This window comes from Streptomyces sp. NBC_00872 (genome assembly GCF_045161915.1).
GTDB lineage: Bacteria > Actinomycetota > Actinomycetes > Streptomycetales > Streptomycetaceae > Streptomyces.
This window is the reverse complement of sequence record NZ_CP108806.1, coordinates 495,039-519,646: the sequence shown is the minus strand read 5'-3', so window position 1 is coordinate 519,646 and position 24,608 is coordinate 495,039. Positions and strand designations below refer to the sequence as shown.

Here is a 24,608-nt window from a genome sequence, read left to right as displayed (position 1 = left end):
GTCAGCCGCCGAGCGTCGCCAGGTCCTGGACCATGACATTGGCCAGCTGGTTGCCGTCCGGCCGTACCTGGCGCAGGTACCAGGCCTGCACCGGCGAGTGCGCCTTGTCGCCGAACTCCCAGGCGCCGCGCGGGCTGTCGATCTGGCCCAGGTCCGCGATGGCCTTGTTGATGGTCTGCGGCGTCACGTCACCGTTCTTCGCGGCATCGGCGATCGCCTTGTCCAGCACGGCGGCCGCGTCGTACGACGCCATCGCGTACGTGGTGGGCTGCGTGTCGTGCTTGGCCGTCCAGTCGGCGGCGAACTTACGGTTGGCCGCGTTGTCGAGGTCGGCCGCGTAGTTCAGGACCGAGTAGATGTCCTTCGCCGCGTCGCCCTGCGCCTGGAGCACACTGCCCTCGGTGACGAAGGCCGTGTACAGCGGCAGATCGGCGATGTCGGACTGCGCGTACTGCTTGGCGAAGTCGATCGCGGCCTTGCCGGCGTAGAAGCAGTACACCGCCTTCGCGTCCGTCTTGGCGATCTCGGCGAAGTACGGCATGAAGTTGGTGGTCTTCGGGAACGGCGTCCAGGTGGTCTTGCCGTCCGGGTTGGCGAGTTCACCCCCCACCCGCTTGAACTCGTCGGTGAAACCGCGCAGTTCGTCGTAGCCGCCCTGGTAGTCGGGGCCGATCGCGTAGACCGGTCCGTCGACCTTCTCCTTGACGTACGGGGCGATGGCCTTGCCCGGCTCGTCGGACAGGAAGCTCGTCGTCCACACGTACTCGAGGTCCTTGATGACCGGCCGGCCGTTCGACCCCAGGAAGGGGATCTTGGCCTGGTTGACCAGCGGCAGCACCGCGTTGACCGAGCCTCCGCCGACGAGGCCCGTCAGCGCGTCGACCTTGTCCTTCTTGACCAGCTTGGTGGCCGCGGGCACGGCGGTGGGCGGACCGTCACCCTCGTCCGCCACGATGAGCTCGACCTCGCGTCCGCCCAGCTTGTTGCCGTGGGTGTCCAGGTACAGCTCGAACCCGGCGCGCAGGTCGGTGCCGACCGGCTTGTAGGTGCCGGACAGGGAGGCCACCAGGCCGACCTTCACGGTGTCGTCGCCGGCTCCGCTGTCGCTGCTGCACCCGGTGACGGCTGCCAGACCGAGGGCGAGGGCGGCGGCGCCGGCCGGCCGGAATCTGCGGCGGCGCGATATGGACACGTCGAAGAACATAAGGGCTCTCATCAGTAGGAACGGGCAGAACGGGTCGAGTGACCGTGAAGCGGGCTCGACATGGGTGACGACCGCGGTGGTGCGGTGGTGCGGGTCGTACGGACAGAGCGGGTGGTGCGGGCGGTGCGGGTGGCGCGTGTGGTGCGGGCGTACGGGAACGGCCCGGCGATCAGTGTGAAAGCTCGGTGCTCGCCTCGCGGACCTGGGGAGACAGCGCGTCGCCGACCTGGTTGATCAGTTCGGACATCATGTAGCTGACCTCACCGATGTCCGCGTCCCTGGTGGTGGTCACCAGCAGCGAGGCGCCGCTGGAGACGGCCATCGAGAACATGTAGCCGCCCTCCATCGCCGTGAGGCTGTGCTCGACGGGATCGGTGTTCGTCAACTGGGCGGCGGCGGAGAGCAGGTTGACGACGCCGGAGGCGATGGCGGCCAGCCGGTCGGCGTCGTCACGATCCACACCGGTGTAGGCCAGCGCGAGTCCGTCCACGGACACGGCTATCGCCTGAGTGACTTCCGGGATGCGTCCCGCGAAGCCGCTCAGGATCCAGCTCAGGTCGGCGGGGGAGGTCATTTCTTGCTCCGTTCGGTGTCGTCGGCGGTGGCGGAACGCCCGCGCTGGTTGGTGCTCCTGTTGATCCCCTGGGCGTAGGCCGCCAGGACGTCAGAGACTTGCCGGGAGTCCCGGCGGCGGGGCGACGGCCTGGGCGCGGTGGCGCCGGAGCGCTGTTCTGTGCCGTCCCGTTTGCCCAGGGTGGACCGCTGCTGCGGAGTGTTGCGCTGCCGTACGGGCAGTCCCGAGGAGCTGACTCCGGCGATGCGCGAAACCGGCTCGTCGCCCAGGGGACGCCGGGCTGGCGTGTCGCCGCGCTCCCGCTCGCGCGTGCCGGAGCCCGGACCGCCATCGCGGAACCGGTCGCTTCCTGCGATGCCGCCGGGGGGCGTGCCCCGGTCGCTTCCGCCCCGCTCCGTACCCCGCGTCCCGCCGGGCCGGCCCGGCGCGTAGTCGCCACCGACGGGAGCGCCGCCCGTGGCGGCCCCGGCACCCGCGCCGACGGGGGCGCCGTTGCGGTCAGGCCACCCGCCCGCTCCGGCGGGCCGCCCGCGGCCGGGCTGTCCCGGCTGGGTGAACGGACGAGACGTCTCGTAGCGCGCGCCGACGCCACGGCTGTCGTTGTCACGGTCCTCGCCGAACGTGCTCCTCGGCTGCGGTGCGGCCTTCCGGGGGGCCGAGGCCAGCACGTTCACGGGCAGTGCGACCTCGGCGATGGTGCCGGGGCCGGACGAGTCGCACAGTTCGACCACGATGCCGTGACGCGCGGCGAGCCGCGCCACCACGTGCAGACCCATGGACCGTACGTCGCCGATGCCCGACTGCGGCTCGCGCAGCGCGGCGTTGTAGGCCGCGCGGCGTTCCGGGGTGATGCCCACTCCCTCGTCGACGATCTGCACGACGGCCCGGTCCCACAGCCGCCATACGGCGACCCCGACCTGCTTGTCGGGAGGCGAGAACCGGGTCGCGTTGTCGAGGAGTTCCGCCAGGATGTGCGCCACGTCGTGCACGGCGCGGGCGGCGATACCGATCTCCGAGTCGACGACGCCGAGCGACACGCGGTCGAAGCGCTCGATCTGCTGGGCCGCGGCCATGATGACGGTGGAGCAGTCGATGTCCTGCGAGCGCACCCGGGCCTGACCGTAACCACCCAGCACCAGAAGGCTGTTGGTGTTGCGTTCCATGCGGATGGCGAGGTGGTCGAGGGCGAAGAGGGTCTTCATCCTCGCGGGGTCGGCCTCGTCGCGCTGCACCATGTCCAGCTCGGACACCATGACGGTGGTCAACTGCGCGCCCCTGCGGGCGACACCGACCAGCGTTTCCGCGAACTGCTCGTGGATATGGGCCTGTTGGGCGGCCAGCCGGACGGCTTCGTGGTGAACCGCGTTGAATGCCTCACCGACCTCGCCGATCTCGTCCCCGCCGGTGGTCCCGATCGGGTTGCCGGACCGCTGGGCGACCTGCTCGGGTGTCGCGCCCTTCAGCGCGCCGGGCTGCGACAGTTCGCTCATCACGGCGGGCAGCCCGGTGTGGGCGACCTCGTGCGCGGCGTTGCGCAGATCGTGCAGCCGGCGGATCATGACGCGACCCAGCCGGATGGCCACGACGACGGCGCCGACCAGGGTCAGCACCACCAGGGTGATCTCGCCCCCGGCTGTCCAGACGAGCGTGGTGCGCGCGTCGGAGACCGTCGAGAAGACGGACCCGTCGATCCGCTTCTCCACCGAACGCAGCAGTGTCAGACGGTCGTTGGAGGCCTTCCGCCACTCCGTCGGGGTGACCCCGATGTCCTTGCCCGGACCCGTACGCCCGATCTCGTCCTCCAGCCGCCGGGCCTCCAGCGCCTTCGCGCCGGAAAGGGTGCGCTCCAGCCAGGTCCGCCACTGGCCGGGGCCGAGGTCGAACAGGACGCTGATCGACTCGGTGTAGCCCAGCCGGCTGGCGTCGAAAGTCCGCTGGGAGGCGGTGGTGAAGCCGCCCGCGGCCTGCGCCCTCGCCACCGTGACCTGCTGCTGGGCCGTGTACTCGGCCGCCTCCGACAGAGCGGCGGCGGCGCGGATCCGGTCCGCGATGTCGGCGTCGACACCACTGGCCTGAGCGATGCCGTCACGGTAGGCGTTGAGGTCGGCGATCACGATCCGGTAGCCGAAGGCGAGCGCGGAGATGGTGCTGCCGCCCGAGCGCACCTGGGCGCGCAGGGAGGGCATCTCGTCGATGAAACGCTCGATACGGTCCAGCGCGCCCTGTGCGTTGCCGGGCACCTCGGACAAGCGCTCGATCTGGCCGCGGAACTTGGCGACGCTTATGTCGGTCGCGTTGGTACTTTCCTGGAATGTCTCCGCGTCTCCCTGTGCGGAGACCAACGCGGTGGCCGCTGCCCTCTCGCGCTGCAACTGATAGGTCAACTCTCCTGCGGTCGCCGCGACTTCGACCATCGTGGCCAGCCGGTCCGCCTGGAGCGCCTGGTTGGTCGCGGGTGCGAGAGCCAGAGTCGAGAAGGCGACGGCCACGGTGAGGGGCGCGGTGACGAGCAGGACGAGGCGACGATTGATTTTCACTGAGCGGCTCCATCGCCGGAACCGGTGCTGAGTATCGGTAACACGCAGATACCTATTAACGGGTTGTGGCGGAGTGTCGGTGGGGACGCTGCTATGTCGGTGGGGACAGTGGTGAATGTGGGGACTGTGGTGCGTCAGTGGGGACTGGTGTGCACGTGTGCGTTGTTGTGGATGAGACGGAGGGGGCCCCAGCGGCGCGGCCCGATCTTAAGGGGTAGCGCGTAGCCACGGACGCGTCCATCGCCGGAAATTCCGCGCACCTGACTGCGCGGGAGTGATCCGGTCCCGGTCACAGATGACTGGAGAGCGGTCCCTCCCGAGGCCAATCGGAATGACCGAATCAGCCGGGCGAGATGATGACGGAGCAGCGCACCGGCCCTTCGCGCTGCGTGGCCGGCAACAGGCGGAATGTCCACGAGGCGTTCTGCCATGGGGACTTGACGGAGTATCAGGTACTTGAGTTTCGTTGTGGAAAGGTTAGATCCGTTGATCGACGACGGCCGCGGCGTGCCTGCTCGAAGGTGAACATTTCGACGCGGGGCGGCGGCCCGCCCATGGCGCACGCTCGATCCGATCGGCGTCCGGGGCCCGTCCTCGCCGGGGGCGGTCCGGTCTCGTCGGCGCGGGGAGGAGAGGACGTCATCGCGCGGAAATGACCCGCCGAAGTGCCGCGAGCGGGAATATGGGGCGGTGAGCGAGAAAAGGCGTGGTCGGCGGCAGGCTCGGTCCACCGCGGTCTCCGGCGTGTTCAATACCGTGAACGCCACGGTGTACGGCCCCGTGGTCCAGATCGGAGTCGCCAATGGACCGGTGACCATCCATCCGACGGGTCCGAGGGAAGCCGTGCCGGTGGTCAGTCCGGTTCCCGGTACGGACCAGGCCGCGCCGGAGGTGTTCGTCGGCCGGACCCGGGAGATCGAGCACCTGCTCGCGAGGCTCGACCCGGACGGCGAGAGCGGCGCGGCGACAGTCTCCGTGGTGGCGGGCATGGGCGGGGTCGGCAAGACAGCTCTGGCCCGGCGGGTTTCCGCGACCGCCGTGACCCGGGGCTGGTTCGCCGGCGGGGCCGTCATGGTCGATCTTCACGGCTACCACCCCGACGGTGGGCAGGTGCGCACGGCGGCGGCGTTCGGGCCCCTGCTGGCCGCGCTGGGTGTGTCCAGGGAACGTGTCCCTGCCACCGAGCCGGAGCAGGCCGCCGCCTACCATCACCTGCTCGACGCTCTGGCCCGCCAAGGGCGGCGGGTACTGCTGGTGCTGGACAACGTGTCCTCAAGTGACCAGGTACGGGACTTCCTGCCCCGCTCCGCCGCCCACCGAGCGGTGGTGACGACCCGTGACACGCTCACACTGCCCTCGGTGCGCGCGCTCGAACTGGACGTGCCGGAGCCCGGTGAGGCGGGGGTGATGCTGGAGCGGATCCTGCACGGACACAGTCCGGGCGATCCCCGCGTGGGCCGGGAACCGGCGGAGGCCACCAGGGTGATCGAGGCATGCGGGCGGCTGCCGCTGGCGCTGGGGATCGCCGCCGCCATGCTCGCCGACGACCACGCCCTCACCCTCGCCGAACTGGTCGACGAACTGGACCGGTCGGCGACGCGCGAGGAGGTGCTCCGGCACGGCGAGCCGTCCATAGCGCCGGTGTTCGACCTGTCGTGGCGGCGATTACAGGCCCGTGATCCCTCCGCGGCGCGGGTGCTGCCCCTGCTCGTACTGAATCCGGGCCCCGGCACGAGCACCGAGGCCGCGGCGGCCCTCGCGGACGAACCCGTCCCTGTCGTACGGCCCCGGCTGCGGCGGCTGCGCCAGGCGCATCTGCTGTATCAAGCGGACGGTCACTGGCGGATGCACGATCTGATCCGCTCCCGTGTCCGCGGGCGGACGGTCCCGGGCAACGCCGAGGAGAGCGACCCCCAGGCCGCGCTCTCACGCCTGCTCCACCACTACGGGCACACCGCGACCGCCATGGCCGGCCGGCTGACGGAGCAACCGGACGGGCCGGGCGGGCCGGGTGAGCTGGGCGAGGCGGGCGAGAGCGCGGGCCGGGGAATCGCGGAGGACGCGTACGCCGCCGATCGGGCAGGGGCATGGGAATGGTTCGCGCGTGAGCGGCCCAGCCTCCTGGCGGCGGTCCCCATGGCAGCCGTCTCAGGCCACCATCACCTCACCGTCGACCTGGCCGAAACCCTTCTCGATGTGCTGGACACGGCGCATGACACGCTCGCTCAGGCGGCGATGGCGCAGTATGCCGTGGACGCCGCCGCCCAACTCGACGATGCCGAAGTCCATGCCGGCACCCTTCACCGGCTCGGTTCGCTCCACACCGCCTCGGGGCGGCACGACAGGGCCGCGACGGCGCATCGAGAGGCACTCAGGGTTTGCCGGGCCGCCGGCGACCGGAAGGGCGAGGCGGCGGCTTCGCACCTCCTCGGCTCCAGCCTGCTGGACGCCGGACGCCTGGCGAAGGCGGTCACGGCGGTGCGGCAGGCCGCGCACATCTACCGTGTCATCGGCCACCGGGAGGGCGAGGCCAGGGCACTGGGCACCCTGGCCAGGATCCACTGCCGGACGAAACGGTACGACACCGCGGTCGGCGTCCACCGGCAGGCCATCGGCATGCACCAGGACGCCGGCGACACCAGGGGCGAGGGCGCGGAGCTGAACAATCTCGGCCTCACCCTGTGGCTGGCCGGACGGAAGGAGGAGGCCGTCGTCGCGTACCGGCGGTCCGCCGATGTCAGCCGGACCGCTGGTCACCACTGCGCCAAGGCCGCCGCGCTGCGCAACCTGGCCATGCACACCGGCTGGCTGGGACGGACCGAGGAGGCACTGGCCGCCCAGCAGGAGGCCCTGGAGACCTGCCGGTCGCTGGGAGACGTGGCGGGCGAGAGTGCCGCGCTGTCGGCCCTCCCGGTCATCCTCAGCAGGGCGATGGAGCCCCGCGCCGCGGTCGCCGCCCAGCAGCGCTCCGTCGAGGTATGCCGGGCCGCCGGCCATAGGCGCGACGAGGGGCTGGCGCTCTCCCAGCTGGGCCAGGTGCTCGCCATGGCCGCCGGGAATCTGGGCGGCGCGATCGACGCCCATCGGCGTGCCGTCGACATCTGGCGCGACCTCGCCGACAGGGACGCCGAGGCCACGGAGCTGAAGGTGCTGGCAGGCCGGCTGGCCGAGGCCGAACGGAACAGCGCCGCGCGGCGGACCGGTGAAGAAGCCGTCGCGGCACTGAACGACACCGGCCGGCACGCGGAGGCGGTCGCCATCGAGGAGTGGCTGGCCACCCTGCCCGCGGCGGACCATGGGACGGAACGAGCCGTTCCGTCCGATGCGCCGACCCGCATGCCGCGGGTCTACACCACACCGAAAGGCTGCACCGGCGGCTGCCTTCCGTTCTCCGCCACCGTCGGTGCGGTTGTCGCCCACTTCCTCGACGGGCCCTGGTGGCTCGTGGCGATCCTGACCGTCCTCGCCGCCTTCGGATGGGGCACCTGCCTGACCTCCGTGGTGTTCCTGTCCGCCGGGGTGTTCATGGTCTGCGCCGCATGGGGCACGTGGTGGTCCGCCGCCGGGTTGGCGCTGCTGCTGTTCGGCGCCGGCTCACTGGTCACCGGAACCACCGAGGCGGAGCCGGACGGACGAGAATCCGACCGTGACCGTCAGCGCCGTCAGCGCCGTCCGTGAGGACGACGCCCCGGCCACGTACCCCGGCCACGTACCCCGGCCGCGCGACATCCGGGCTGGTCAGGAGGGGGCTCCGGCACCGAGGGCTCGGTAGACGGCGTTGACGTAGGCCGCGGCCCGCTCCGAGCCGAGGATGTCGGCGCCCATGTTGTTCATGACATAGCTGATGGTCACGCGCCGGTCGAGGTCCATGATCGCCATCGAGCCGCCCCAGCCGCCCCAGAACGCGATGCGGCCGTCAGGGATCCAGGGCAGGGTGCGCCGGTCGGGCAGCGCGTATCCGATGCCCCACCGCAGATGCAGACCGTTGACGAGATCCGTGCCCCTGGACTGCTCGTCGAAGATGAGTCCGATGGTGTCCGGCTTGAGGAGCCGACCGCGGGCGGAGTCGCCCCCGCGGGCGATGGGGGCGAGGATCTCGGCCACCGACAGGGCGTTCCCGTGCGCGTTGGCCGCGCCCAGGTCGGCGGCGCGCCAGGCCGGGGTGTTGGCCGCGCCCGCGCTGAACGAGGGACCGGTGAAGGTCTTGTACGCGACGGTGTCGTGATCGAGCGCCGAGGGATCGAAGCCGGGCGCCGGCACGATGACGTCGGCGACCCGTTCCAGGTCGGCCTCACACAGCCCGATCTGGAAGTCGGCGCCGAGTGGCCGGACGATGTGCCGGTGCGTGAAGTCGCGCAGCGACAGGCCGGTCAGGCGGTACACCAGCTCGCCGATCAGATGGCCGTAGTTCAGGACGTGGTAGCCGGACGCCGAGCCGGGCTCCCACCAGGGCGCTTGGGAGGCCATCCGGGCGGCCGCCGCGCGCACGTCGTAGAGATCCTCGAGCCGCGCGGGGTGATCCAGGCCGGAGACACCCGAGGTGTGCGACAGCAGATGCCGCACTTCGATGTGCCGCTTGCCGTTCGCGGCGAACTCCGGCCAGTAGCGGGCGACCGGCGCGTGGACGTCCAGTTCGCCGGCGTCGACCAGCAGCAAGGCGGCCAGGCCGGTCACGGTCTTCGTGACCGACCACACGTTGGTGATCGTGTCGCGGTGCCAGAGCCGCGTACGTGCCGCGTCGCGATGGCCGCCCCAGAGGTTCACCACCTGCTGACCGTCGACATCGACGACCAGTGACAGACCCACCTCGGCGCCGCGGCGCAGCTGGTCCTCCACGGCGTCGCGGACGGGTTCGAACGACGTGCTGACGGTTCCGTTCAGTTCGGTCATACCGACAGCGTCGGACCTTGACACCAGCGTCAAGGTCAAGCGGTACCGTGGAGACGTGCGTATTGGCGAACTGGCCGCGCGAGCGGGCGCGACTGCGCGGCAGGTACGGTTCTACGAGGCGAGGGGCCTGATCACCTCGGTCCGTGGGCCCAACAACTACCGTGACTACGACGAGGCGGCCCTGGCCCGCGTCCAGCAGATCCGCGAACTGCTGGAGGCCGGACTCTCGACGCAGCTCATCCGCGCGATCCTGCCCTGCCTGGAATCACCGCGTGACCCGATCGTCTTCGAAGGCGTCACCGCCGAGACGGTGGCCGCGCTCGAACAGGAGCGTGACAGGCTGACCCACCGCGTCGACGTCCTGACCCGCAACCGTGACGCGGTCGCCAACTACCTCACCGAACTGCGGCAGCGCGCGAACTGATCCGCCGTGAGCAGCTACGACCGCGCGCACCGCTGCCACGTCGTACCGCCGCTCACGTCGTACCGCCCCGCACGTCGTACCGCCGCTCACGTCGCACCGCGACTCCCGGTCGCGCACGCCGGTCCCGTGCTCTTCGGCCTCTTCGCCTCGCGGGCAGCACTGAGGGCGAGCACATACATGCTCGCCCTCAGCCGGGCCGCCCTGTGTGTCGGACCGCTCGGAAGCCGATCCGCGCCGACAGCCCGCCGGTGCTGGTGATTACCTGTCGCCCCGCTCGAACGGTACGACCTGGATGGTCTTCGAGGCCGTGACCGGCGCGAGGGAGCTCTCGTCGGTGTAGGCACGCATGGAGTCGTTCGTCACGGTCACGGTCACCGAGCCGGCCTTCAGCGCGGTGAGCGTCCGGGTCCGCGGGTCGAGGATCGCGACCTTGCCCTGGCCGCGGGCGTCGTCGACGGCGCTCTTCCCGCTGCCGATCGCCAGGTTGGACGAGCCGCTCCAGTCGACCGACATCGGGTACCGCAGCGGCACCACACGCGAGCCTGTCGACACGCCCTGCGGCTGCACGATGCTGCCCGAGAGCCGCGCCGTGTCGTCGACCTCGACCGTGGTCGGGGTGTCGAGCGCGATCGACTGCGCGAAGGCGCGCACATCGGCCTCGACCCACTGCTGTGTCGCGTCCCGGCCCGCGTCGACGGACCAGTCGACCCAGCCGGTGAAACCGCCGCGGTCCGGCGTGCCGTACGGGTCCTTGCCCGAGGACGGCAGCACCGTGTAGGGGACACCCTCAAGGCGGTGGACATTCGCTATCTGCGCATGGGAGCCGACCATCGCGGCACCCTTGCGCGAGGAGTCACGGAAGTCCGTGAGCATGTCCTCGATGAGCGCGGCCTCGTCGCGGTCGCCGAGCTGACTGGACTTCGCCTCGGCGGGGTCGTCCACCGGGTGGTGGGCGAACACCATGACGTTGCGCACCGACTTGTCCGTCTTGGCGTCGGCGAGCGCCTCCCGCATCATCGGGAGCTGGTCCCAGGCCGTCCCGCGCAGCGATCCGAGGGAGCTGGCGAGCAGGATGAACCGCGTGCCCTTGTGGTCGAACGTCCGGTACGGCCGGCCGAACTCGGTGGTGAAGTTCGTCAGATCGCTCTGGACGTTGTTGAGCCCGTAGGACTCGTGGTTGCCCGGCACGTAGTAGCACGGGATGGAGCCGGCCTTCGGGTCCGGCGTGCTGTCCGGCGCCGGCTCCTGGCCGACCGGGATCAGGTCGCACCCGGCGTCGGTCAGCACCTTGCGGGCGAGCGCGAGGTCCTGTGGCAGGCCCCGGTCGGTGATGTCACCGTTGAGGACGAGCAGGTCCGGGTCGGTCTTGCGGATCCGCTGGATGGCGGCCGTCGCGACCTGGGTCAGTGCCGGGTTGTCGGCCGTGAACTGCACGTCCGACAGCGTGGCGAACTGCCATGTCTTACGGCCGACGAGCAGCGAGCCGTCGTCGGAGATGAGCGGATCGGCCTGCGGGGCGGGCTGGGCGGGCAGGTCGATCGACGTCGGGACGTCGGCCTCGATGCGGTCCAGGACGAACGTGCCCGCCTTCTGCTGGGCGACGTTGGTGTTGATGCCCTGGAAGCTTGAGATCACGATCGGGAACGCCGTGGTCGCCGGCACCGTGAACGTGGCGTTCTGCCAGTCGCCGCTCGCGGCCAGGCCGGTGCCGTAGATGCCGTTGCTCTTGCCGGCCGCGTCGATGTAGCCCAGGTAGGTCAGACCGCTCGGCACGCTGATGTTCGACTTGATCCGCACCCGCACGCGCAGCGGCTGGCCGGGAACCGGGACGCGCTGGGCCGACGATGCCGCCGAGATGCCCACGTTGCGCATCGCGTTGAAGTCGATCCGCAGGCCGTCGGGGTCCGCCGAGAACGTCGTGGCCGCGGTGCTGTTGTTGCGCCAGCGGGCGAGCACGTCGTCCTCGAAGTCGTACAGCGTCCTGGTCTGCACGCCGATCGTGACGGGAAGCTGGACCGACTTGCCCGCGACCGAGAGCTTGAGGGTCGTGCTCGCGTTGGCGAGCGGGGTGATCTTCAACTTGCCGTTCGCGGGCCGGACGTCGACGACGCTGTGGTCGTAGTCGAGCGCGAGGTCCCGCGGGTCGATCGGGGCGGTGTAACCCTGGGCGTCGCGGCCGGTCACGGAGACCGTGGCCGCCTGATCGGGCGACACGTCGGCAATCGACAGCAGCTGGGACGACAGCTCCACGCTGTTGAGCGGGCCGAGGACGGTGACCTTCGTGTCCTCGTGCTCGCCGTCCACCCGCGCCTCGACCTTGACCGTGCCCGCCTCGGCCGGGGCCGTGAGCGTGCCGTCCTCGACGGACGCTTCGTCCGCGGACCACTCCACGGACTCCTGGTCGACCGGCACCGGGGTCTCGTGCTTGTCGAGGCCCCGCGCGACGAGCGCGCGGCGCAGTCCCGGGAAGACCTTCACGCCGCCGTCGGCCGCCGCCGCACCCGGCGCGGGCTTGACGAGGAGCTCGTGCAGCTTGCCGTCGCCCTTCGCGACGAACACCCCGACGCCGTTCGGGTCGTTGCGCTCGTGGCCGTCGGACGGGACGTTGCGGACGGTCGCGTCGTCCTCGCCGAGCGCGCGGGCGACCATCGTGGTCGAGCCGCCGCCGTCGAGATTGACCGCCGTCTCCACGCCCATCGCGGCGAGGTCACGCGCCTCCTTGTCGATCCCGACGCCGCCCTTGCCGGTGCCGCCCGGACCGTCCCAGGTGGCGAGCACGAGTGTCCGGCCGCCGTCCTTGAAGCCGAGCGCGGTGCGCGGGGCGATCGAGGTGTCGAGGCCCTTGACGACCTGGCCGCCGGAGATGATGGTGCCGCCGTGGCCGATCGCGAATCGCATCGTCTTGGCGGCGCTGTCGGCGAGCGAGTAGCTGAGCGTCGCCGGGGCGCCCGGCCGCAGCGCGCGGATCGCGGTCGCCGCGGCGCCGCGCCCGACCAGCACGAAGGCGCCGTCCGGGATCGTCCCCGAGCCCGCGGGACCGTTCGGCGTGACCGACACGACCGAACCGTCCTTGACCAGGACCTCGGCGATCTGGTCGTTGGCCACGCCCGTCAGGCCCCCGTTGCGGCTGTAGTCGCCCCAGGCGGAGGTGAACGCGACCATGCCGTCGGCGGGGATCCCGCCGCCGTTCGCGGCGTTGATCGACAGGACTTTGTGGCCCGCCCCGGCGAAGTCCGCCGTCGCGTCGACCGAGAGGTCCACGAGCTGGGTGATGCCGTCCTTGCTGACGCCGACGTGCTTGCGGCCGCCGGCGATGTCGGCGGTCTTGAGGAGTTCGCCGTCCTGGATCTCGCCACCGAGCGCCGCGTTGGAGCTGCCGATGTCGAAGAAGTCGCCGTTGACGCCCGCGACGGCACCGGCCTTCTTGGCGGCCTCGCTGAGCGAACCGCCGGACGCGACGGGTCCGGAGGTGAGCAGGTCGGTGCTGACGTCCTTGTCGGACAGGTTCACGGTCAGGAACTGCGCGTCGTACCAGCCCTTCTGGTCGAGCGCCTTCACATGCTGCAGGTTGATCCCCGGACCGATCTTCTCGGCCGTGTTGATCAAGGGGATCCCGCCGGTGACCGGCGCGGGCCGGCTGTCGTCCGCGTACGCGACGGCAGGTGCGGCCGCCAGCGCGGTCGCCGTGGCGAGCGCCACCAGCAGCGGCCTGGTACACCGATGGTTCAGGACCATCAATTTCATTGGAACCTCGGGTCAAAAGATGACGCGGAGGCAGAACGACCCCCACCACGCCCATTTCGGGCGCGCACCCATTCGAAAGATCAACTGAGAAGCGCGGGTGACGCCATCACGAGCCCGCAATGAACCCTCGCTGTGAAGTTGAGTCCTGACGTCGTGGCGGACCGTGGTGGTCCGTGGCGGACCGTGGCGCCCGGACACTCCTGGTCCGTGTCCGACGAGTCATGAGGTAAATGGTTCGCGGGTCGACCGATTGGTTCGTAGCCTGCACCGCGTGATCAGTTTTGGGCTGTTGGACAGAACCGGGCGACGCGTCGCCCTGCATGAGGTGCACGACGAGAACTGGAGGGCTGTCGCGGACATCGCTCCTCTGGACGGCCAACGCCGATACGCACCCGCCTTGGCGGCTCGCTATCTCGTGCTGTCGATGCGCGAAGGCGTGTGGAACTCGTTTGCGGTCTGCGCCGACGACACGGTGGCGGGGCACGTCATGTGGGGCCGCGACGACGACGGTTCGCACTGGATCGGTGGCATGCTGATCGACGGCGCCGAGCAGGGCCAGGGGGTGGGGCGGGCCGCGGCGCGCACTCTGATGGGATGGCTGGCGGGCCATGAGGACTGCCGGGTGCTTCGCCTGTCGTATCACCCGGACAACGCCGCGGCCGGGCATCTCTACGCCTCTTTGGGATTCGAGCCGATGACAGCCGTCGAGGGCGACGAGATCGTTGTCGAACTGTCCGCGCGGGCGGTCATCGCACCGTCAGCCGGCTAGGACTTGTCCGGAGGGCCCGCTGGAAGTGTCACGGGCGGAGCCGGAGCCGTAGCCGGATACGGCCCGGATTGGTCCACGGTCTCCGTCCGACTAGAGTTCGCTCCTTGCGAAAAGCACAAGAAGTACACACCTGGGGGGGACATATGAGGCACATCCGGACCGGAGCGTGGGCGGGGATCACCTTCGCCGTGCTGGCAGCGACCACCGCGTGCGGCGCGGACGCCGCGAGGAAGACCGTCGATGCCGTCAGCCACGCCGACGCGATCATGGCGGCGCTGACCCGTGCGTCGGACAAGGCGTCGAAGCTCGGTTCGGCCGAGGTCGAGACGACGACGGTGATCGACGCGGCCGGGGGCAAGCCGGTATCCATGGACGGCACCTACTCCTGGGGCGACGGTGCCGCGCTCGATGTCGAGATGGACACCGCGAACGCGCAGATGCAGTCCGTCCAGGACGATCCCACGCTGACGGTGAAGATGGTCGACGGGGCGTACTACTACGAGGTGGACCCGCAGCCCAGTGGTCCGCTCAAGGGCAAGCACTGGATGCGGATCGACGTCTCCGCCGTCTTGGGGGAGTCGGGCGCGGACAGCATCGCGGACAACGCCGACCCGACGGCGGGCCTGCGCTACATCGGCGCCGCGAAGGACGTGGAGAACCTCGGCGAGGAAACGATCCGCGGCAAGAAGGCAACCCACTACCGGGGCAGCGTCGGCACGGAGCAGGTCAACGCGTCCGCCCTCACCGCCCAGGAGAGGAAGGCCGCCATCGAGTCCCTGAAGACGAGCGGCGGGAAGATGACCGTCGACATCTGGGTCGACGGAAAGGACCTGCCCGTGCGCATGAAGCAGAGCGGCGGCGGTGTGGCGACCACCATGGACTTCCTGAAGTTCGGTGCCATCAAGCCGATTACGGCCCCGCCGGCCGCCGACACGGGCGACCTCACCGACCAGGTCAGGGAGCAGCGCGACCAGTCGCTGGGCCAGTGAGGGGCCGAGCGAGGATTTGACGCGCACCAAGGCGGCCCGGCCGACGCGACGGCCGGGCCGCCGGTGTGAACCCCGCCGGTGTGAACCCCGCCGGTGTGAACCCCGCCGGTGTGAACCGAACCGGCTCGGTTCGGTGAGCCGGCGGTCCGCTCGCGCCCCGCGTATGGCGCGTCACCGCAGACCGCCCCTGAACCGCGTCCCCTACCGAGCCCCGGGCGATTGGGGGATCGGCATGTCGGGTGTCTCTTCCGGCAACGCCGGCTGCGGAGGGGCGAACACGCGCAAGAAGGTGTCCAGGAGCGCGCGAGGTCCGTCCAGTTCGACCAGTCCGCATCTGGCGGCCTGTACGAGTGCCCGGTAGGAGGGCAGATCGTGGTCGTTCGGCTCGAAGGCGATGACGAGGTCGGGCTTGTCCGTGGTCGGGCCGACGCCGGCTTCGAGCCGCCCGCCGGTGACGACGGCGTGCAGCACGAGGCCGGTGGAGCGGATCTCCCAGGACGCGGTCAGCCCGGCCGCCGCGTCGGGATCGAACACACCTCGTAGCGACATGGTCACCGATTCGGGCGTGACGATGTCCCCGGGCCGGGGCTCGTCGAGCTGGGTGGCTCCCCAGCGCCCGAGGGCGAGGACGGCCGGTTCGAGCTCGTGCCCGGCGGACGTCAGGGCGTAGAGGACGCCGCGTCGCGGCGCCGGTGCGATACGGCGCTCGACGAGGCCCGCCTGCTCAAGTTCCTTGAGCCGGGTGGAGAGCACGTTCGTCGGAATGCCCGGCAGCCCGTTGAGCAGGTCGGTGTACCGCTTCGGGCGCACCGTGAGATCGCGGACGATCAGCAAGGCCCATCGTTCACCCACCAGCTCCAGAGCACGGGCGAGGCCGCAGTGCTGCCCGAAGTCGCGACGCTTCATCTCGTAACCATAGCAAGCTTCTGATTGTGCTGTGCACAGCTACATGGCAACTTCACTTGCAATAATGCAGTATCCACGTCTACGGTCGCCGTCAGGGACCGACCCGCGACCCGTACCGCAGATATCGAAGAAAGCAGATCACCATGTCCATCTCCGTGTTCGCAGTCACCTTCGACGCCCACGACGCCAAAGCAACCGCGGCCTTCTGGGCCGAAGCCCTCGGCCGGACCGTCGACACCGGCGCGGACGAGACCCAGGCCACCGTCGCCGCCGACCCGGCCGTCCCCGGTTCCCGTATCGGATTCCGCCAGGTCCCCGAGGACAAGACGGTCAAGAACCGGATGCACTTCGACCTCGTCACCGATGACTTCGACGCCGAGGTGGCCAGACTGACGGGTCTGGGCGCCACCAAGCGCAACGAGGTCGACGCCGGCATCCACTACGCCACGCTCGCCGACCCGGAAGGCAACGAGTTCGACCTGATCGCCCGCTGACCACCACCACCCGCTTTCACGGCCGTTACCGCCGTTACCGCCGTTACCGCCGTTACAGTCGGCCGGTCGTCACGGGGCCGGCCGTGGGCCTCACCCCCGCGGTCGTGAGCGCTGTTCTCGATCCTCTGTGACGGCCCGTCGGTTTCTTCCGCGGGCCGGTCCGCGGGTGCGGGCCAGCAGCAGGGCGATGTCGTCGTCCAACAACTCCGGCATCGCCGCGTCGGGGATGACGGCGTCCGATGTGCGGCGCGGCTTCAGGGACATCGCCGTGATCACTTCCGTACAGAGGTCCTCCAGCGGGACGCCGGGATGCGCGAGGGCCGAACCGAGCCGGCGCAGACCCTCGTCGAGATCGGCCTCGCGGGACTCGATGAGCCCGTCGGTGTAGAGGGCGATGACGCTGCCCTCGGGCAGCTCTATCGACCGGGACTCGTACGAGCTGAGGCCCGTACCGATCGGCGTCCCCGCGGGCAGTTCCGGGAAGGTGACGCCGCCGTCCGGGGTGAGCACCGCGGGCGGCGGGTGTCCCGCCCTCGCCATGGTGCAGATCCGGGTGGAGAGGTCGTAGACGGCGTAGACGCAGGTGGCGCCCATGGCCTGGGACCAGAGGCCAAGCCCGCAGACCTCTCCGCTGTCCTGCTCGGCCAGACGGACGACGAGGCTGTCGAGCCGCGAGAGCAGTTCATGGGGCGGCAGATCCAGCTCCGCGAGGGTGCGGACGACCGTACGGAACTGTCCCATCCTCGCCGCCGCGTTGATGCCGTGCCCGACGACATCGCCCACCACCAGGCCGACCCGGTCGCCGGGAAGGTGGATCACATCGAACCAGTCGCCTCCGACGCCCTCGTGCGTGTCCGCCGGCAGATAGCGCGACGCGACCTCGATCGCCTTGCCTCCAGCGAGACGCTGGGGGAGCAGATTGCGCTGGAGCGCGAGAGAGGCGGCCCGCTCGCGGGTGAAGCGGCGGGCGTTGTCCAGACTCAGTGACGCCCGCCCGGCGATTTCCTGGAACAGGAGCAGTTCGTCCCTGGAGAACGACACGGGGTTGTCGTTACGGACGAACACGGCTTCGCCGAGGAGTGTTCCGCGCGCCTGGAGGGGGACGATGATCAGGGAGTGCATGCCGGTCGCGCGGATGTTCCGCAGCCGGTCCGGGTCCTGGTCGAGCCAGGTACCGGGTGAGGTGTCCAGGACCGGTTCGTAGTGGGACTCCCGTGAGCACAGGGCGCGGGTGAACGGCGACGAGGGGGGCACGAAGACCACGTCCCCGATGCCCCACAGGGACTCCGGCATACCGGAGTGGATCGAGGCCGCTCCCGCACGGCGGAACACCGGGACGCGCTGGTCCGGGGAGGTGAGCCGCTGGAGGGGCTCGCCGCCGAGCGGCACCGATTCCGCCAGGTCGATCGTGATGTAGTCGGCCAGGCGCGGCACCGCGAAATCGGCCAGTTCCTGTGCGGTCCTCATGACATCGAGAGTGGTACCGATGCTCTTGCCCGCCTCGCTGAGCACAAGGAGGTGCTTGCGGCCGTCGGACCTGCTGATGTCCGTGGCCATGCAGCACACACCCAGCGGCCGGCCCTCCGCGTCGTCGAGGCGGAAGTACATGCAGGAGAACACGCGCTCCTCGTCCGTGTCCGGGACGGGCCACCGCTGCTCACGCTCGATCACCGGTACCCCGGTCTCGAATACCCGCCGGATCAGGGCCACGACGGCCCCGCTCTCGCTGCCGGGCCACAGCTCCGTGAGCACATGCCCCACCCGCTGGTTGTGTACGAGCCGGTCCCAGCGTTCGGCTTCCTCGTTCACCCAGACGTACCGGCCGTCACCATCACAGATCGACACCGCGATCGGCGAGCGGGCCAGCGCGGTCCCGAGAGGTGTCTGCGGCGGTGTGCGGGGCGACGCTTCCGTGACGGCGACGGTGACGGCCGTGGCCATCACGAGCCATTCCTTTCTGCCGCCGCCGGACAAGGGGAACGCCTCGATGGACGCCCGGACGCCCGTTCCGTCCCTCCGGCGCAGTTCGGTCCTCCCCGACCACGGCTCCCGCAGCCGTGCCCGCCAGATCCACTCGGCCAGGCCCCGGGGCGCCAGGCGCGGCTTCAGCAGCAGCGTGGCGGAGCGGCCGACGATCTCCGCGGCGGTGTACCCCAGAAGCTCCCCGGCCCCTTCCGTCCATCCCGTGACGGTTCCCCGGACATCGATCATCGCCACGGCCGTGTCCATCCGAGTGGATTCCGATGTTCCGGCTGTGGGGTTGATCATTACTCAGTCTCCCCTCCTCTCGTCGAAGGTTGAGATAGCACGCCCCAGCTCACCGGACCAAGAATAAGCCGTTGCACCTTGTCCCCAGTTCTTGTCCAAATCCGCAACGTTCCCGTCTGTACGCGCATGCGTCTCTACGCAGGGTGACGCGAACGTCGCACATCCGTTCCCGCGATAAGTCGCGTACTTTTCTTTCGGTCCGCGGCTGTCCTGAAGCCGAGTCGCTGCGTTGAGCGGTCTACGGTGTCACCGTTGCCCATTACGTTCAACGGCTCAGCTCTTCGCTCCGGCCGCCTGCAGAAGGGACAATGCGATGGATCCTGATATCCGGACCAGAGCCGCGATCGAGGAACACTGGCGGGCATCGGAGCGTGGGGATACCGAAGCCGAGCACGCCATCTACGCAGCGGACGCGATCCTCGACTATCCCCAGTCAGGTGAGCGATTCCAGGGCCGGGCGACGATTTCGGCGCAACGTGGCGGACATCCCGCCAGTCGGCACTTCACCGTCAACCGGATCGTCGGCAGCGCGGATCTGTGGGTGAGCGAGTGTGTCATCACCTACGACGGGGTGCCCACCTACTCGGTGAGCGTTATGGAATTCGCCCACGGACATGTGGTGCATGAGACGCAGTACTTCGCGGACACCTTTGGCGCGCCTCAATGGCGGACAGCACTGGCGGAGCCGATGCCGGGCAGGAGCATCGCCAGGGCCTGAGTCAGACCTGACCCAGGCCTGACTCAGGCCCTGGCCCGGAACCGGCTTCGATCCTCAGACGAGGCGGTGACGGGTCCCCGGCGCATGACGACGATCTTCTCGGTGGTGTCGGTTCCGTCGGTGCGTCGGGTGATGCCGAAGCCCATGGCCTGGTCGGCTCCTTGGGGTGCGAGCTCCCTGGTCGCGCCGGTGACCTGGTGTTCGTCGCCCCCGGACTTCAGGGTGAAGCCGCCGGCGCAGGCGTCGGCCGCGGTGGAGAGGTCTCTGTCAGTGCGGCGACGGCCTTCTCGTCATGCTCGTACGAGGCGAGGGTCACCGTGGTGACCAGGCCGTCGCCGGTGACCCGGCGGGTCGCGGCGTCCTCGGGGGAGCCGAGGACCGCGCCGGCGACGGCGCGGGCCAGGGACCGGCACGGTGCGTTCGTCTCGACGTCCTCGGCCCCCGGGGCCTGGTCGCCGGTCGGGGTGGTGACCGTCGCGCCGGGGATGCTGCCGGTCTTGAGTGCTTTGGCGGTGAGTCCGGCGGGGCCGGTGGGGGCGGGGCTGGCGGCGGCCTGGCGTTGCAGGCCGTAGGTGCCGCCTCCACCCCCGCCCCCACCGGCCCCGGCGACGGAGCATGCCGAGGCGAGGACCAGGGCCGCGGTCGACAGGATCGCCGCGGTGGTTCTGCGGGTGGGTCGGCCGGGCCGGGGGCTGGGGCCCGCGGCCGTGCCGTGTTCGTACCGCTTCATCGTGTCGTCCTTCGTGCGGGCCCGGTTCTCGGTCGTGCCGGCGGCGCTCATCAGCCGAGTGCCATCTTGTTCTCCCAGCCGCCGCTGATGACCGTGGTGGCGCTGCCGCCCCAGGTGGCCGTCGCCTTGTAGAAGCGGACCGTGCCGTCGGTGGTCGAGGAGGAGATACCACCGGTGCGCCAGACCTGCGTCTCACGCGCCGAGCAGGACCAGCTGTAGGGCTCGTAGAGACGGAGGTCGGCCTTGGTGACCGTGGCGCCCATGATGCTGGAGGTCCAGGCGAGCCGGAAGAAGGACCGCGACGGACCACCGGTGGTCGATTCGTAGCCGACACGTGCCTCGGTGGTACCGGTGTTGTAGTTCGCACCGTCGTAGAAGCTGGACGTGGGGTACTTCTTGTACGTCGTCGTCCAGTTCTTCGTCTTCCCGGTGATCGACCGGTCGATGAAAAGAGGCCACACCGTCTTCGGACTGGTCAGCAGGTCCTTGTCCGGTGTGATCGCCAGCGTCGCGTCAGCGGTGCCGCCGGTGGGCGTGGCCCTGCCCACCGCGGTGTGCGCACCGATCAGGTACGTCTGCTGCGAGAACAACCCCGTCACCTTCGCCGACCCCACCGGTCTGATGATGGACGGCGGCGGGGGCGGTACGGCCGAGGCCGCGCGTGAGGCGGCCGAGAGGGCCGCCGCTGCCGCCAAGGCGGCCGCCAAGAAGGCCGCGCAGGCGGCGAAGAAGAGAGCACAGGAAGCGGCCACCAGAGCCGCGAAGAAGGCGGCCGAGAAAACCGGGAACGCGGTACAGAAGAGCAAGAAACTCGCGGCCAAAGCCACGGAGAAGCGCGGTTCTGGAGCCTCCTCAAGCGCACGGGGCCCAAGGACTCGAACAATCAGCCGCTGGTGGTGAAGGGGCGCGAACAGAAGAACGCAGGGGACCACGCTGAACTTCTACATTCCGCACCGACGGACCCTCAACGACAGCGCGGGGCTCGCGGTCGAGCGCGGCAGTCCGGACGCCCCGGACGTCGTGGAGTCCTTCGGGCCGGGGGGCAAGGTATGGGTAACGTCCACACGGCCATGTGCCGGGAGTTCAACCCGTTCTTGTGATGTCGCGAACGACGTAATGTGGCCGGTGTCCGCCATGGGCGCCGGCCATGCCGTCTTTCCTGCCGGAAAGGAAATCCTTGACTTACTATCCCGAGCTTTCGCTGTATGACTTCGACTATCACGCCGAGCCCGAGGGGCTGACCGTGGGCTGGCTCGAAGGTGATATGAGCTACAGCACCGGGGATGTGTCGGTCGACGACTGGGAGATCCTGTCCGACCTCGGGTCTCTCATGCAGAACAAGAGCCGTGGATATCACTACTGCGCGATATGCGCGGAAATGCTGGAGCAGTTCGGTGAGTCCGCTCGATTCGGATCGAGCTACCGTCTGGGTAATGCCGAGATCCGGGTGGTCTCCGATGCCGGGGAACTCTATGTGGCGCCGAATCTGGTGCTCCACTACATCGTCGATCACGGCTATCGCCCGCCTGATGAATTCATCGAGGCGGCGCGGGACGAGGCGCGACGCCGCTGGGGCGCCTGAAGCACGTAGCGGAACGCTCAGGAGTGTCGCGCCCTCACACGCGGCCGACATCGGCCCCGCACGAGTCCCGCCACCCGTCGTCCCATGAAGTTGGCGCCTTTCGTATGGCGCAAAATCTTCGATGCGCCGCGCGATATCGGCGGCCATCCGATGTATATGGCGAGATCTTGCCCTCCCGCACCGCGCATCGCACAGCAAATCATCCATAGCGGGATGTATCAGCAATGGCAGCTGGGACCATTGACGAGCCATGAGTTCGGCAGTTCAATCTCGCCCATATGGTCAAGCTGCCGGCACAGAAGGCGGAATGTCCCGACCGTCTTGGCGTCCGAGCATCCTCGGGCACGTAGTCGCTCGCGGTTTGGCGGTTCCCGCACAATCGCCAATCCCATCAAGGGGTGAAACATGTACCGCAGAATAATGCCCGGCCTGTGCGGCCTGTGCGGCGTCGCGTTGCTCGCCGCGGGCGTGGTGTCCGTCCAGAGCGGCGACGCGCGCCCTGACAACGTTGCCGTGGCAGCCGATGCCCAGCCGGCCGCCACGTCCGAGGCCCAGATCGTGGCCGCGGCCGGGGCCACCACTCCCTTCGTGACGGTCGAGGCCGAAACCGGGGGGCTCGGCGGCGGCGCCCGTGTCCGCTCCATCGGCCCGGGTACGACGCCCCCGACCAAGGCCACACTGGAGGGCGAAGCCTCGGGCTATTCGCTGGTCGAATTGAAGGCCAACGGCGATTCCGTGACCTTGACGAACAACACGGGGAAGAACGCCAACAGCCTTGTGGTCCGCGCCTCGATCCCGGATTCGGCCGGGGGCGGCGGAATCAACGCGACGCTGAACCTGTACGTGAACGGCGCCTTCCGCCAGGCGATCTCCCTCAGCTCTCAGCAGGCGTGGAACTACCGCGGTGCCACCACCAATCCGGACGACCCCGGCGCCGGAGGCCAGGCGTACCGCTTCTACAACGAATTCCCCCTGCGGGTGACGGGCGCCGCGATCGCCCCGGGCAGCACCATCCAGTTCAGGAAGGACGCCGGCAACACGGCCGCCGTCTACGACATCGACTCCGTCGACCTGGAGAACGTCGGCGCCGCGCTGGCTCAGCCGGCGAACTCGATCTCGGTCGTCAGCAACGGCGCGGACCCGAACTTCCAGAAGGATTCGACGGTAGCCATCCAGAACACGGTGAACGCCGCCCGCACTCAGGGGAAGTCGGTGTGGATCCCGCAGGGCAAGTACCTGACGAACAGCCTGGTCTCCAAGCCGTTGGACTTCACCGGAGTGAAGGTCCAGGGCGCCGGCATGTGGTACACCACCCTCTATCGCAAAGTTCCGCTGCCGGCCAACTCCTGGCGTTCGCAGATCGTGGTGGGCACGAGAACCACGGTGACGGACCTTCAGATCGACACCAACGCCGTCTGGCGGGGAATCGGTGGCACCGGCGGTTCGGACTACGGAGTCAACGCCGGCGGTACGGGCTGGCTGATCGACCGGCTCTGGACGCGGCACATCGACGCCAACTGGCTGTCGGGCACCGACGGCATCCTTCAGAACAGCCGGACCGCCGACAGCTACGGCGACGGTTACAACATCAACAACGGCAACGCGCCGAACGGGGAGAAGCTCGGCCTCAACATCACGGTCCGGAACAGCTTCGCCCGGAACACCGGTGACGATTCCTTCGCGACCTACTCCGACGCTGGCCCCACCGGCACGAACGGCCAGGTGTCCGGAGCGAAGATCCTGAACAACACCGCGATCGCACCCTGGTGGGCCAACGGAATCAGGGTCGCCGGCGGAAAGAACGTCGAGGTGCGGAACAACGTGGTGAACAGTGTGTCGTCGAACAACGCCCTGGAACTCAGCGTGTTCGGCGATTCGGGGCACCCCCTGGAGTCCGCCACGGTCACCGGGAACGTCCTCCAGGGCGGCGGTGGCTGGAACGGCGTCCGGCACGGTGTACACATCGGTTCGACGGGGAGCACCTCACAGTTCCCGAACGCTTTCACGAACGTCACCATGAGCGACAACATCCTGCGTGGGTCCCTCACCGCGGGGCTCAGCATCGATCGAACGCGCGTCAATGTCACGCTGACGAACAACACGATCGACCGTCCGGCGAAGCAGGGAATCTGGATCAATTCGGGAGTCACCGGCACAGGGACGTTCACGGGCAACAAGATCCAGAACCTGCTCCCGGGGCAGGTGGCGCAGCAGAACGATTCACCGAACACATTCAAGATCGTGACCAGCGGCTGACCTGGGATACCGGTGGGAGGCAGCGGGAGCCGGGGAGCGTTCGGCTCTCCGTCCGGTCCGCACCCGCCGTGGGACTACCCGGCCGGCTCCACGACTACCAGGCCAGCTCCACGTGGACGGTCTTGCCGTTGGGGCCGGGGACGACGCGCACCCGGCGGGCGAGGCTCTGGACGATGGGCCAGCCGCGTCCGCCGGTCCGGTCGGGGGTCCGGGAGTACGGGGGACTGGAGCTGGTGTCCCGCACGGTGATCCCGATCCCGCCGGGAAGCAGGTCGAGCCTCAGGGTGAGGGGCCCGGGGGCGTGGCGGACGGCATTGGTCACCAGTTCGGAGACGACCAGCAGGACGTCGTCGCGAAAGGTGGCGCGCGCGTGCGGGACGTGATGGCGGAGAAAGGCGGCGGCGGCTTCCCGTGCTTCGGCGATACAGCCCGCCATGCCGTCGAAGTCCACGCACACCTCCGGAGGACGGGCGCCGTGCGGAGTGGCCGGCGGGAGGTCCATCCCGCTCCCTTCCCAGTGGGT

The 24,608-nt window shown here is 69.4% G+C and carries 20 protein-coding genes; 9 read left to right on the top strand and 11 right to left on the bottom strand.

Going from position 1 to position 24,608, the window contains the following annotated elements; genetic code table 11:
- Window position 1 precedes the first annotated feature (1 nt).
- The 3 genes from OG214_RS02285 to OG214_RS02275 form a co-directional block, all read right to left on the bottom strand.
- A complete protein-coding gene (locus OG214_RS02285; protein ID WP_365901227.1) occupies window positions 2–1,204 on the bottom strand; it encodes an ABC transporter substrate-binding protein in 1,203 nt (400 codons plus the stop codon).
- A 169-nt stretch (window positions 1,205–1,373) separates the two neighbouring features.
- Complete coding sequence (locus OG214_RS02280; protein WP_363086111.1) at window positions 1,374–1,778, bottom strand: roadblock/LC7 domain-containing protein; 405 nt, start codon at window positions 1,776–1,778, stop codon at window positions 1,374–1,376.
- Window positions 1,775–4,315 carry a nitrate- and nitrite sensing domain-containing protein gene (locus OG214_RS02275; protein WP_405983563.1) on the bottom strand — a complete coding sequence of 847 codons (2,541 nt, stop codon included), beginning with the start codon at window positions 4,313–4,315 and terminating at the stop codon, window positions 1,775–1,777. The genes OG214_RS02280 and OG214_RS02275 overlap by 4 nt, the downstream gene beginning before the upstream one ends.
- A gap of 744 nt (window positions 4,316–5,059) precedes the next feature.
- On the opposite strand from OG214_RS02275, the gene OG214_RS02270 reads away from it, so the two are divergent.
- Window positions 5,060–7,993, top strand: coding sequence for a tetratricopeptide repeat protein (locus OG214_RS02270; protein WP_405983562.1), 2,934 nt, complete (start codon window positions 5,060–5,062; stop codon window positions 7,991–7,993).
- 60 nt (window positions 7,994–8,053) lie between these two features.
- Here the strand turns inward: OG214_RS02270 and OG214_RS02265 are convergent, their stop codons facing one another.
- Window positions 8,054–9,205, bottom strand: a complete 1,152-nt coding sequence (locus OG214_RS02265; RefSeq protein WP_405983561.1) for a serine hydrolase domain-containing protein — start codon at window positions 9,203–9,205, stop codon at window positions 8,054–8,056.
- Window positions 9,206–9,260: 55 nt separating this feature from the next.
- Here OG214_RS02265 and OG214_RS02260 point away from each other — a divergent pair, with 55 nt between their 5' ends.
- A complete protein-coding gene (locus tag OG214_RS02260) occupies window positions 9,261–9,629 on the top strand; it encodes a MerR family transcriptional regulator (RefSeq protein WP_363082094.1) in 369 nt (122 codons plus the stop codon).
- A 258-nt stretch (window positions 9,630–9,887) separates the two neighbouring features.
- Here the strand turns inward: OG214_RS02260 and OG214_RS02255 are convergent, their stop codons facing one another.
- Window positions 9,888–13,364, bottom strand: a complete 3,477-nt coding sequence (locus OG214_RS02255; RefSeq protein ID WP_405983560.1) for a phosphodiester glycosidase family protein — start codon at window positions 13,362–13,364, stop codon at window positions 9,888–9,890.
- Between the two features lie 280 nt (window positions 13,365–13,644).
- On the opposite strand from OG214_RS02255, the gene OG214_RS02250 reads away from it, so the two are divergent.
- Window positions 13,645–14,142 carry a GNAT family N-acetyltransferase gene (locus OG214_RS02250; protein ID WP_405983559.1) on the top strand — a complete coding sequence of 166 codons (498 nt, stop codon included), beginning with the start codon at window positions 13,645–13,647 and terminating at the stop codon, window positions 14,140–14,142.
- A gap of 143 nt (window positions 14,143–14,285) precedes the next feature.
- Complete coding sequence (locus OG214_RS02245) at window positions 14,286–15,131, top strand: hypothetical protein (RefSeq protein WP_405983558.1); 846 nt, start codon at window positions 14,286–14,288, stop codon at window positions 15,129–15,131.
- Between the two features lie 201 nt (window positions 15,132–15,332).
- On the opposite strand, the gene OG214_RS02240 is transcribed toward OG214_RS02245, so the two are convergent.
- Window positions 15,333–16,037 (bottom strand): winged helix-turn-helix transcriptional regulator, encoded by a 705-nt coding sequence (locus OG214_RS02240; protein ID WP_405983557.1) that lies wholly within the window; start codon window positions 16,035–16,037, stop codon window positions 15,333–15,335.
- A 143-nt stretch (window positions 16,038–16,180) separates the two neighbouring features.
- On the opposite strand from OG214_RS02240, the gene OG214_RS02235 reads away from it, so the two are divergent.
- Window positions 16,181–16,531: a VOC family protein gene (locus OG214_RS02235; RefSeq protein ID WP_363084315.1), complete on the top strand. Its 351-nt coding sequence runs from the start codon at window positions 16,181–16,183 to the stop codon at window positions 16,529–16,531.
- A 90-nt stretch (window positions 16,532–16,621) separates the two neighbouring features.
- Here the strand turns inward: OG214_RS02235 and OG214_RS02230 are convergent, their stop codons facing one another.
- Window positions 16,622–18,748: a SpoIIE family protein phosphatase gene (locus tag OG214_RS02230; RefSeq protein ID WP_405983556.1), complete on the bottom strand. Its 2,127-nt coding sequence runs from the start codon at window positions 18,746–18,748 to the stop codon at window positions 16,622–16,624.
- A 364-nt stretch (window positions 18,749–19,112) separates the two neighbouring features.
- Between OG214_RS02230 and OG214_RS02225 the strand changes: the two genes are divergently transcribed.
- Window positions 19,113–19,517: a nuclear transport factor 2 family protein gene (locus tag OG214_RS02225; RefSeq protein WP_363084313.1), complete on the top strand. Its 405-nt coding sequence runs from the start codon at window positions 19,113–19,115 to the stop codon at window positions 19,515–19,517.
- Between the two features lie 23 nt (window positions 19,518–19,540).
- Here the strand turns inward: OG214_RS02225 and OG214_RS02220 are convergent, their stop codons facing one another.
- The 3 genes from OG214_RS02220 to OG214_RS02210 form a co-directional block, all read right to left on the bottom strand.
- Window positions 19,541–19,663, bottom strand: a complete 123-nt coding sequence (locus tag OG214_RS02220; RefSeq protein WP_405983555.1) for a hypothetical protein — start codon at window positions 19,661–19,663, stop codon at window positions 19,541–19,543.
- 71 nt (window positions 19,664–19,734) lie between these two features.
- Entirely contained in the window at window positions 19,735–20,298 is a 564-nt protein-coding gene (locus tag OG214_RS02215) for a hypothetical protein (RefSeq protein ID WP_405983554.1), read from the bottom strand.
- The gene (locus OG214_RS02210; RefSeq protein WP_405983553.1) at window positions 20,298–20,795 is read right to left on the bottom strand and encodes a hypothetical protein; all 498 of its coding nucleotides are present in this window, start codon (window positions 20,793–20,795) and stop codon (window positions 20,298–20,300) included. The genes OG214_RS02215 and OG214_RS02210 overlap by 1 nt, the downstream gene beginning before the upstream one ends.
- On the opposite strand from OG214_RS02210, the gene OG214_RS02205 reads away from it, so the two are divergent.
- The 3 genes from OG214_RS02205 to OG214_RS02195 all read left to right on the top strand — a co-directional run bounded on the left by OG214_RS02205 (window position 20,782) and on the right by OG214_RS02195 (window position 24,085).
- Window positions 20,782–21,147, top strand: a complete 366-nt coding sequence (locus OG214_RS02205; RefSeq protein ID WP_405983552.1) for a hypothetical protein — start codon at window positions 20,782–20,784, stop codon at window positions 21,145–21,147. The genes OG214_RS02210 and OG214_RS02205 overlap by 14 nt on opposite strands.
- A 277-nt stretch (window positions 21,148–21,424) precedes the next feature.
- Window positions 21,425–21,829 carry a hypothetical protein gene (locus tag OG214_RS02200; RefSeq protein ID WP_405983551.1) on the top strand — a complete coding sequence of 135 codons (405 nt, stop codon included), beginning with the start codon at window positions 21,425–21,427 and terminating at the stop codon, window positions 21,827–21,829.
- 405 nt (window positions 21,830–22,234) lie between these two features.
- A complete protein-coding gene (locus OG214_RS02195; protein WP_405983550.1) occupies window positions 22,235–24,085 on the top strand; it encodes a right-handed parallel beta-helix repeat-containing protein in 1,851 nt (616 codons plus the stop codon).
- Between the two features lie 94 nt (window positions 24,086–24,179).
- Here OG214_RS02195 and OG214_RS02190 read toward each other — a convergent pair whose 3' ends face one another.
- Window positions 24,180–24,587 carry an ATP-binding protein gene (locus OG214_RS02190; RefSeq protein ID WP_405983549.1) on the bottom strand — a complete coding sequence of 136 codons (408 nt, stop codon included), beginning with the start codon at window positions 24,585–24,587 and terminating at the stop codon, window positions 24,180–24,182.
- Window positions 24,588–24,608 lie beyond the last annotated feature (21 nt).

What these genes read in the sequence shown, in the direction of transcription:
- OG214_RS02285 (WP_365901227.1), bottom strand. Translation starts at nt 1,204, where the DNA reads ATGTTCTTCGACGTGTCCATATCGCGCCGCCGCAGATTCCGGCCGGCC.
- OG214_RS02280 (WP_363086111.1), bottom strand. Translation starts at nt 1,778, where the DNA reads ATGACCTCCCCCGCCGACCTGAGCTGGATCCTGAGCGGCTTCGCGGGA.
- OG214_RS02265 (WP_405983561.1), bottom strand. Translation starts at nt 9,205, where the DNA reads ATGACCGAACTGAACGGAACCGTCAGCACGTCGTTCGAACCCGTCCGC.
- OG214_RS02255 (WP_405983560.1), bottom strand. Translation starts at nt 13,364, where the DNA reads ATGGTCCTGAACCATCGGTGTACCAGGCCGCTGCTGGTGGCGCTCGCC.
- OG214_RS02245 (WP_405983558.1), top strand. Translation starts at nt 14,286, where the DNA reads ATGAGGCACATCCGGACCGGAGCGTGGGCGGGGATCACCTTCGCCGTG.
- OG214_RS02240 (WP_405983557.1), bottom strand. Translation starts at nt 16,037, where the DNA reads ATGAAGCGTCGCGACTTCGGGCAGCACTGCGGCCTCGCCCGTGCTCTG.
- OG214_RS02235 (WP_363084315.1), top strand. Translation starts at nt 16,181, where the DNA reads ATGTCCATCTCCGTGTTCGCAGTCACCTTCGACGCCCACGACGCCAAA.
- OG214_RS02225 (WP_363084313.1), top strand. Translation starts at nt 19,113, where the DNA reads ATGGATCCTGATATCCGGACCAGAGCCGCGATCGAGGAACACTGGCGG.
- OG214_RS02220 (WP_405983555.1), bottom strand. Translation starts at nt 19,663, where the DNA reads ATGGGCTTCGGCATCACCCGACGCACCGACGGAACCGACACCACCGAG.
- OG214_RS02215 (WP_405983554.1), bottom strand. Translation starts at nt 20,298, where the DNA reads ATGAGCGCCGCCGGCACGACCGAGAACCGGGCCCGCACGAAGGACGAC.
- OG214_RS02195 (WP_405983550.1), top strand. Translation starts at nt 22,235, where the DNA reads ATGTACCGCAGAATAATGCCCGGCCTGTGCGGCCTGTGCGGCGTCGCG.
- OG214_RS02190 (WP_405983549.1), bottom strand. Translation starts at nt 24,587, where the DNA reads ATGGACCTCCCGCCGGCCACTCCGCACGGCGCCCGTCCTCCGGAGGTG.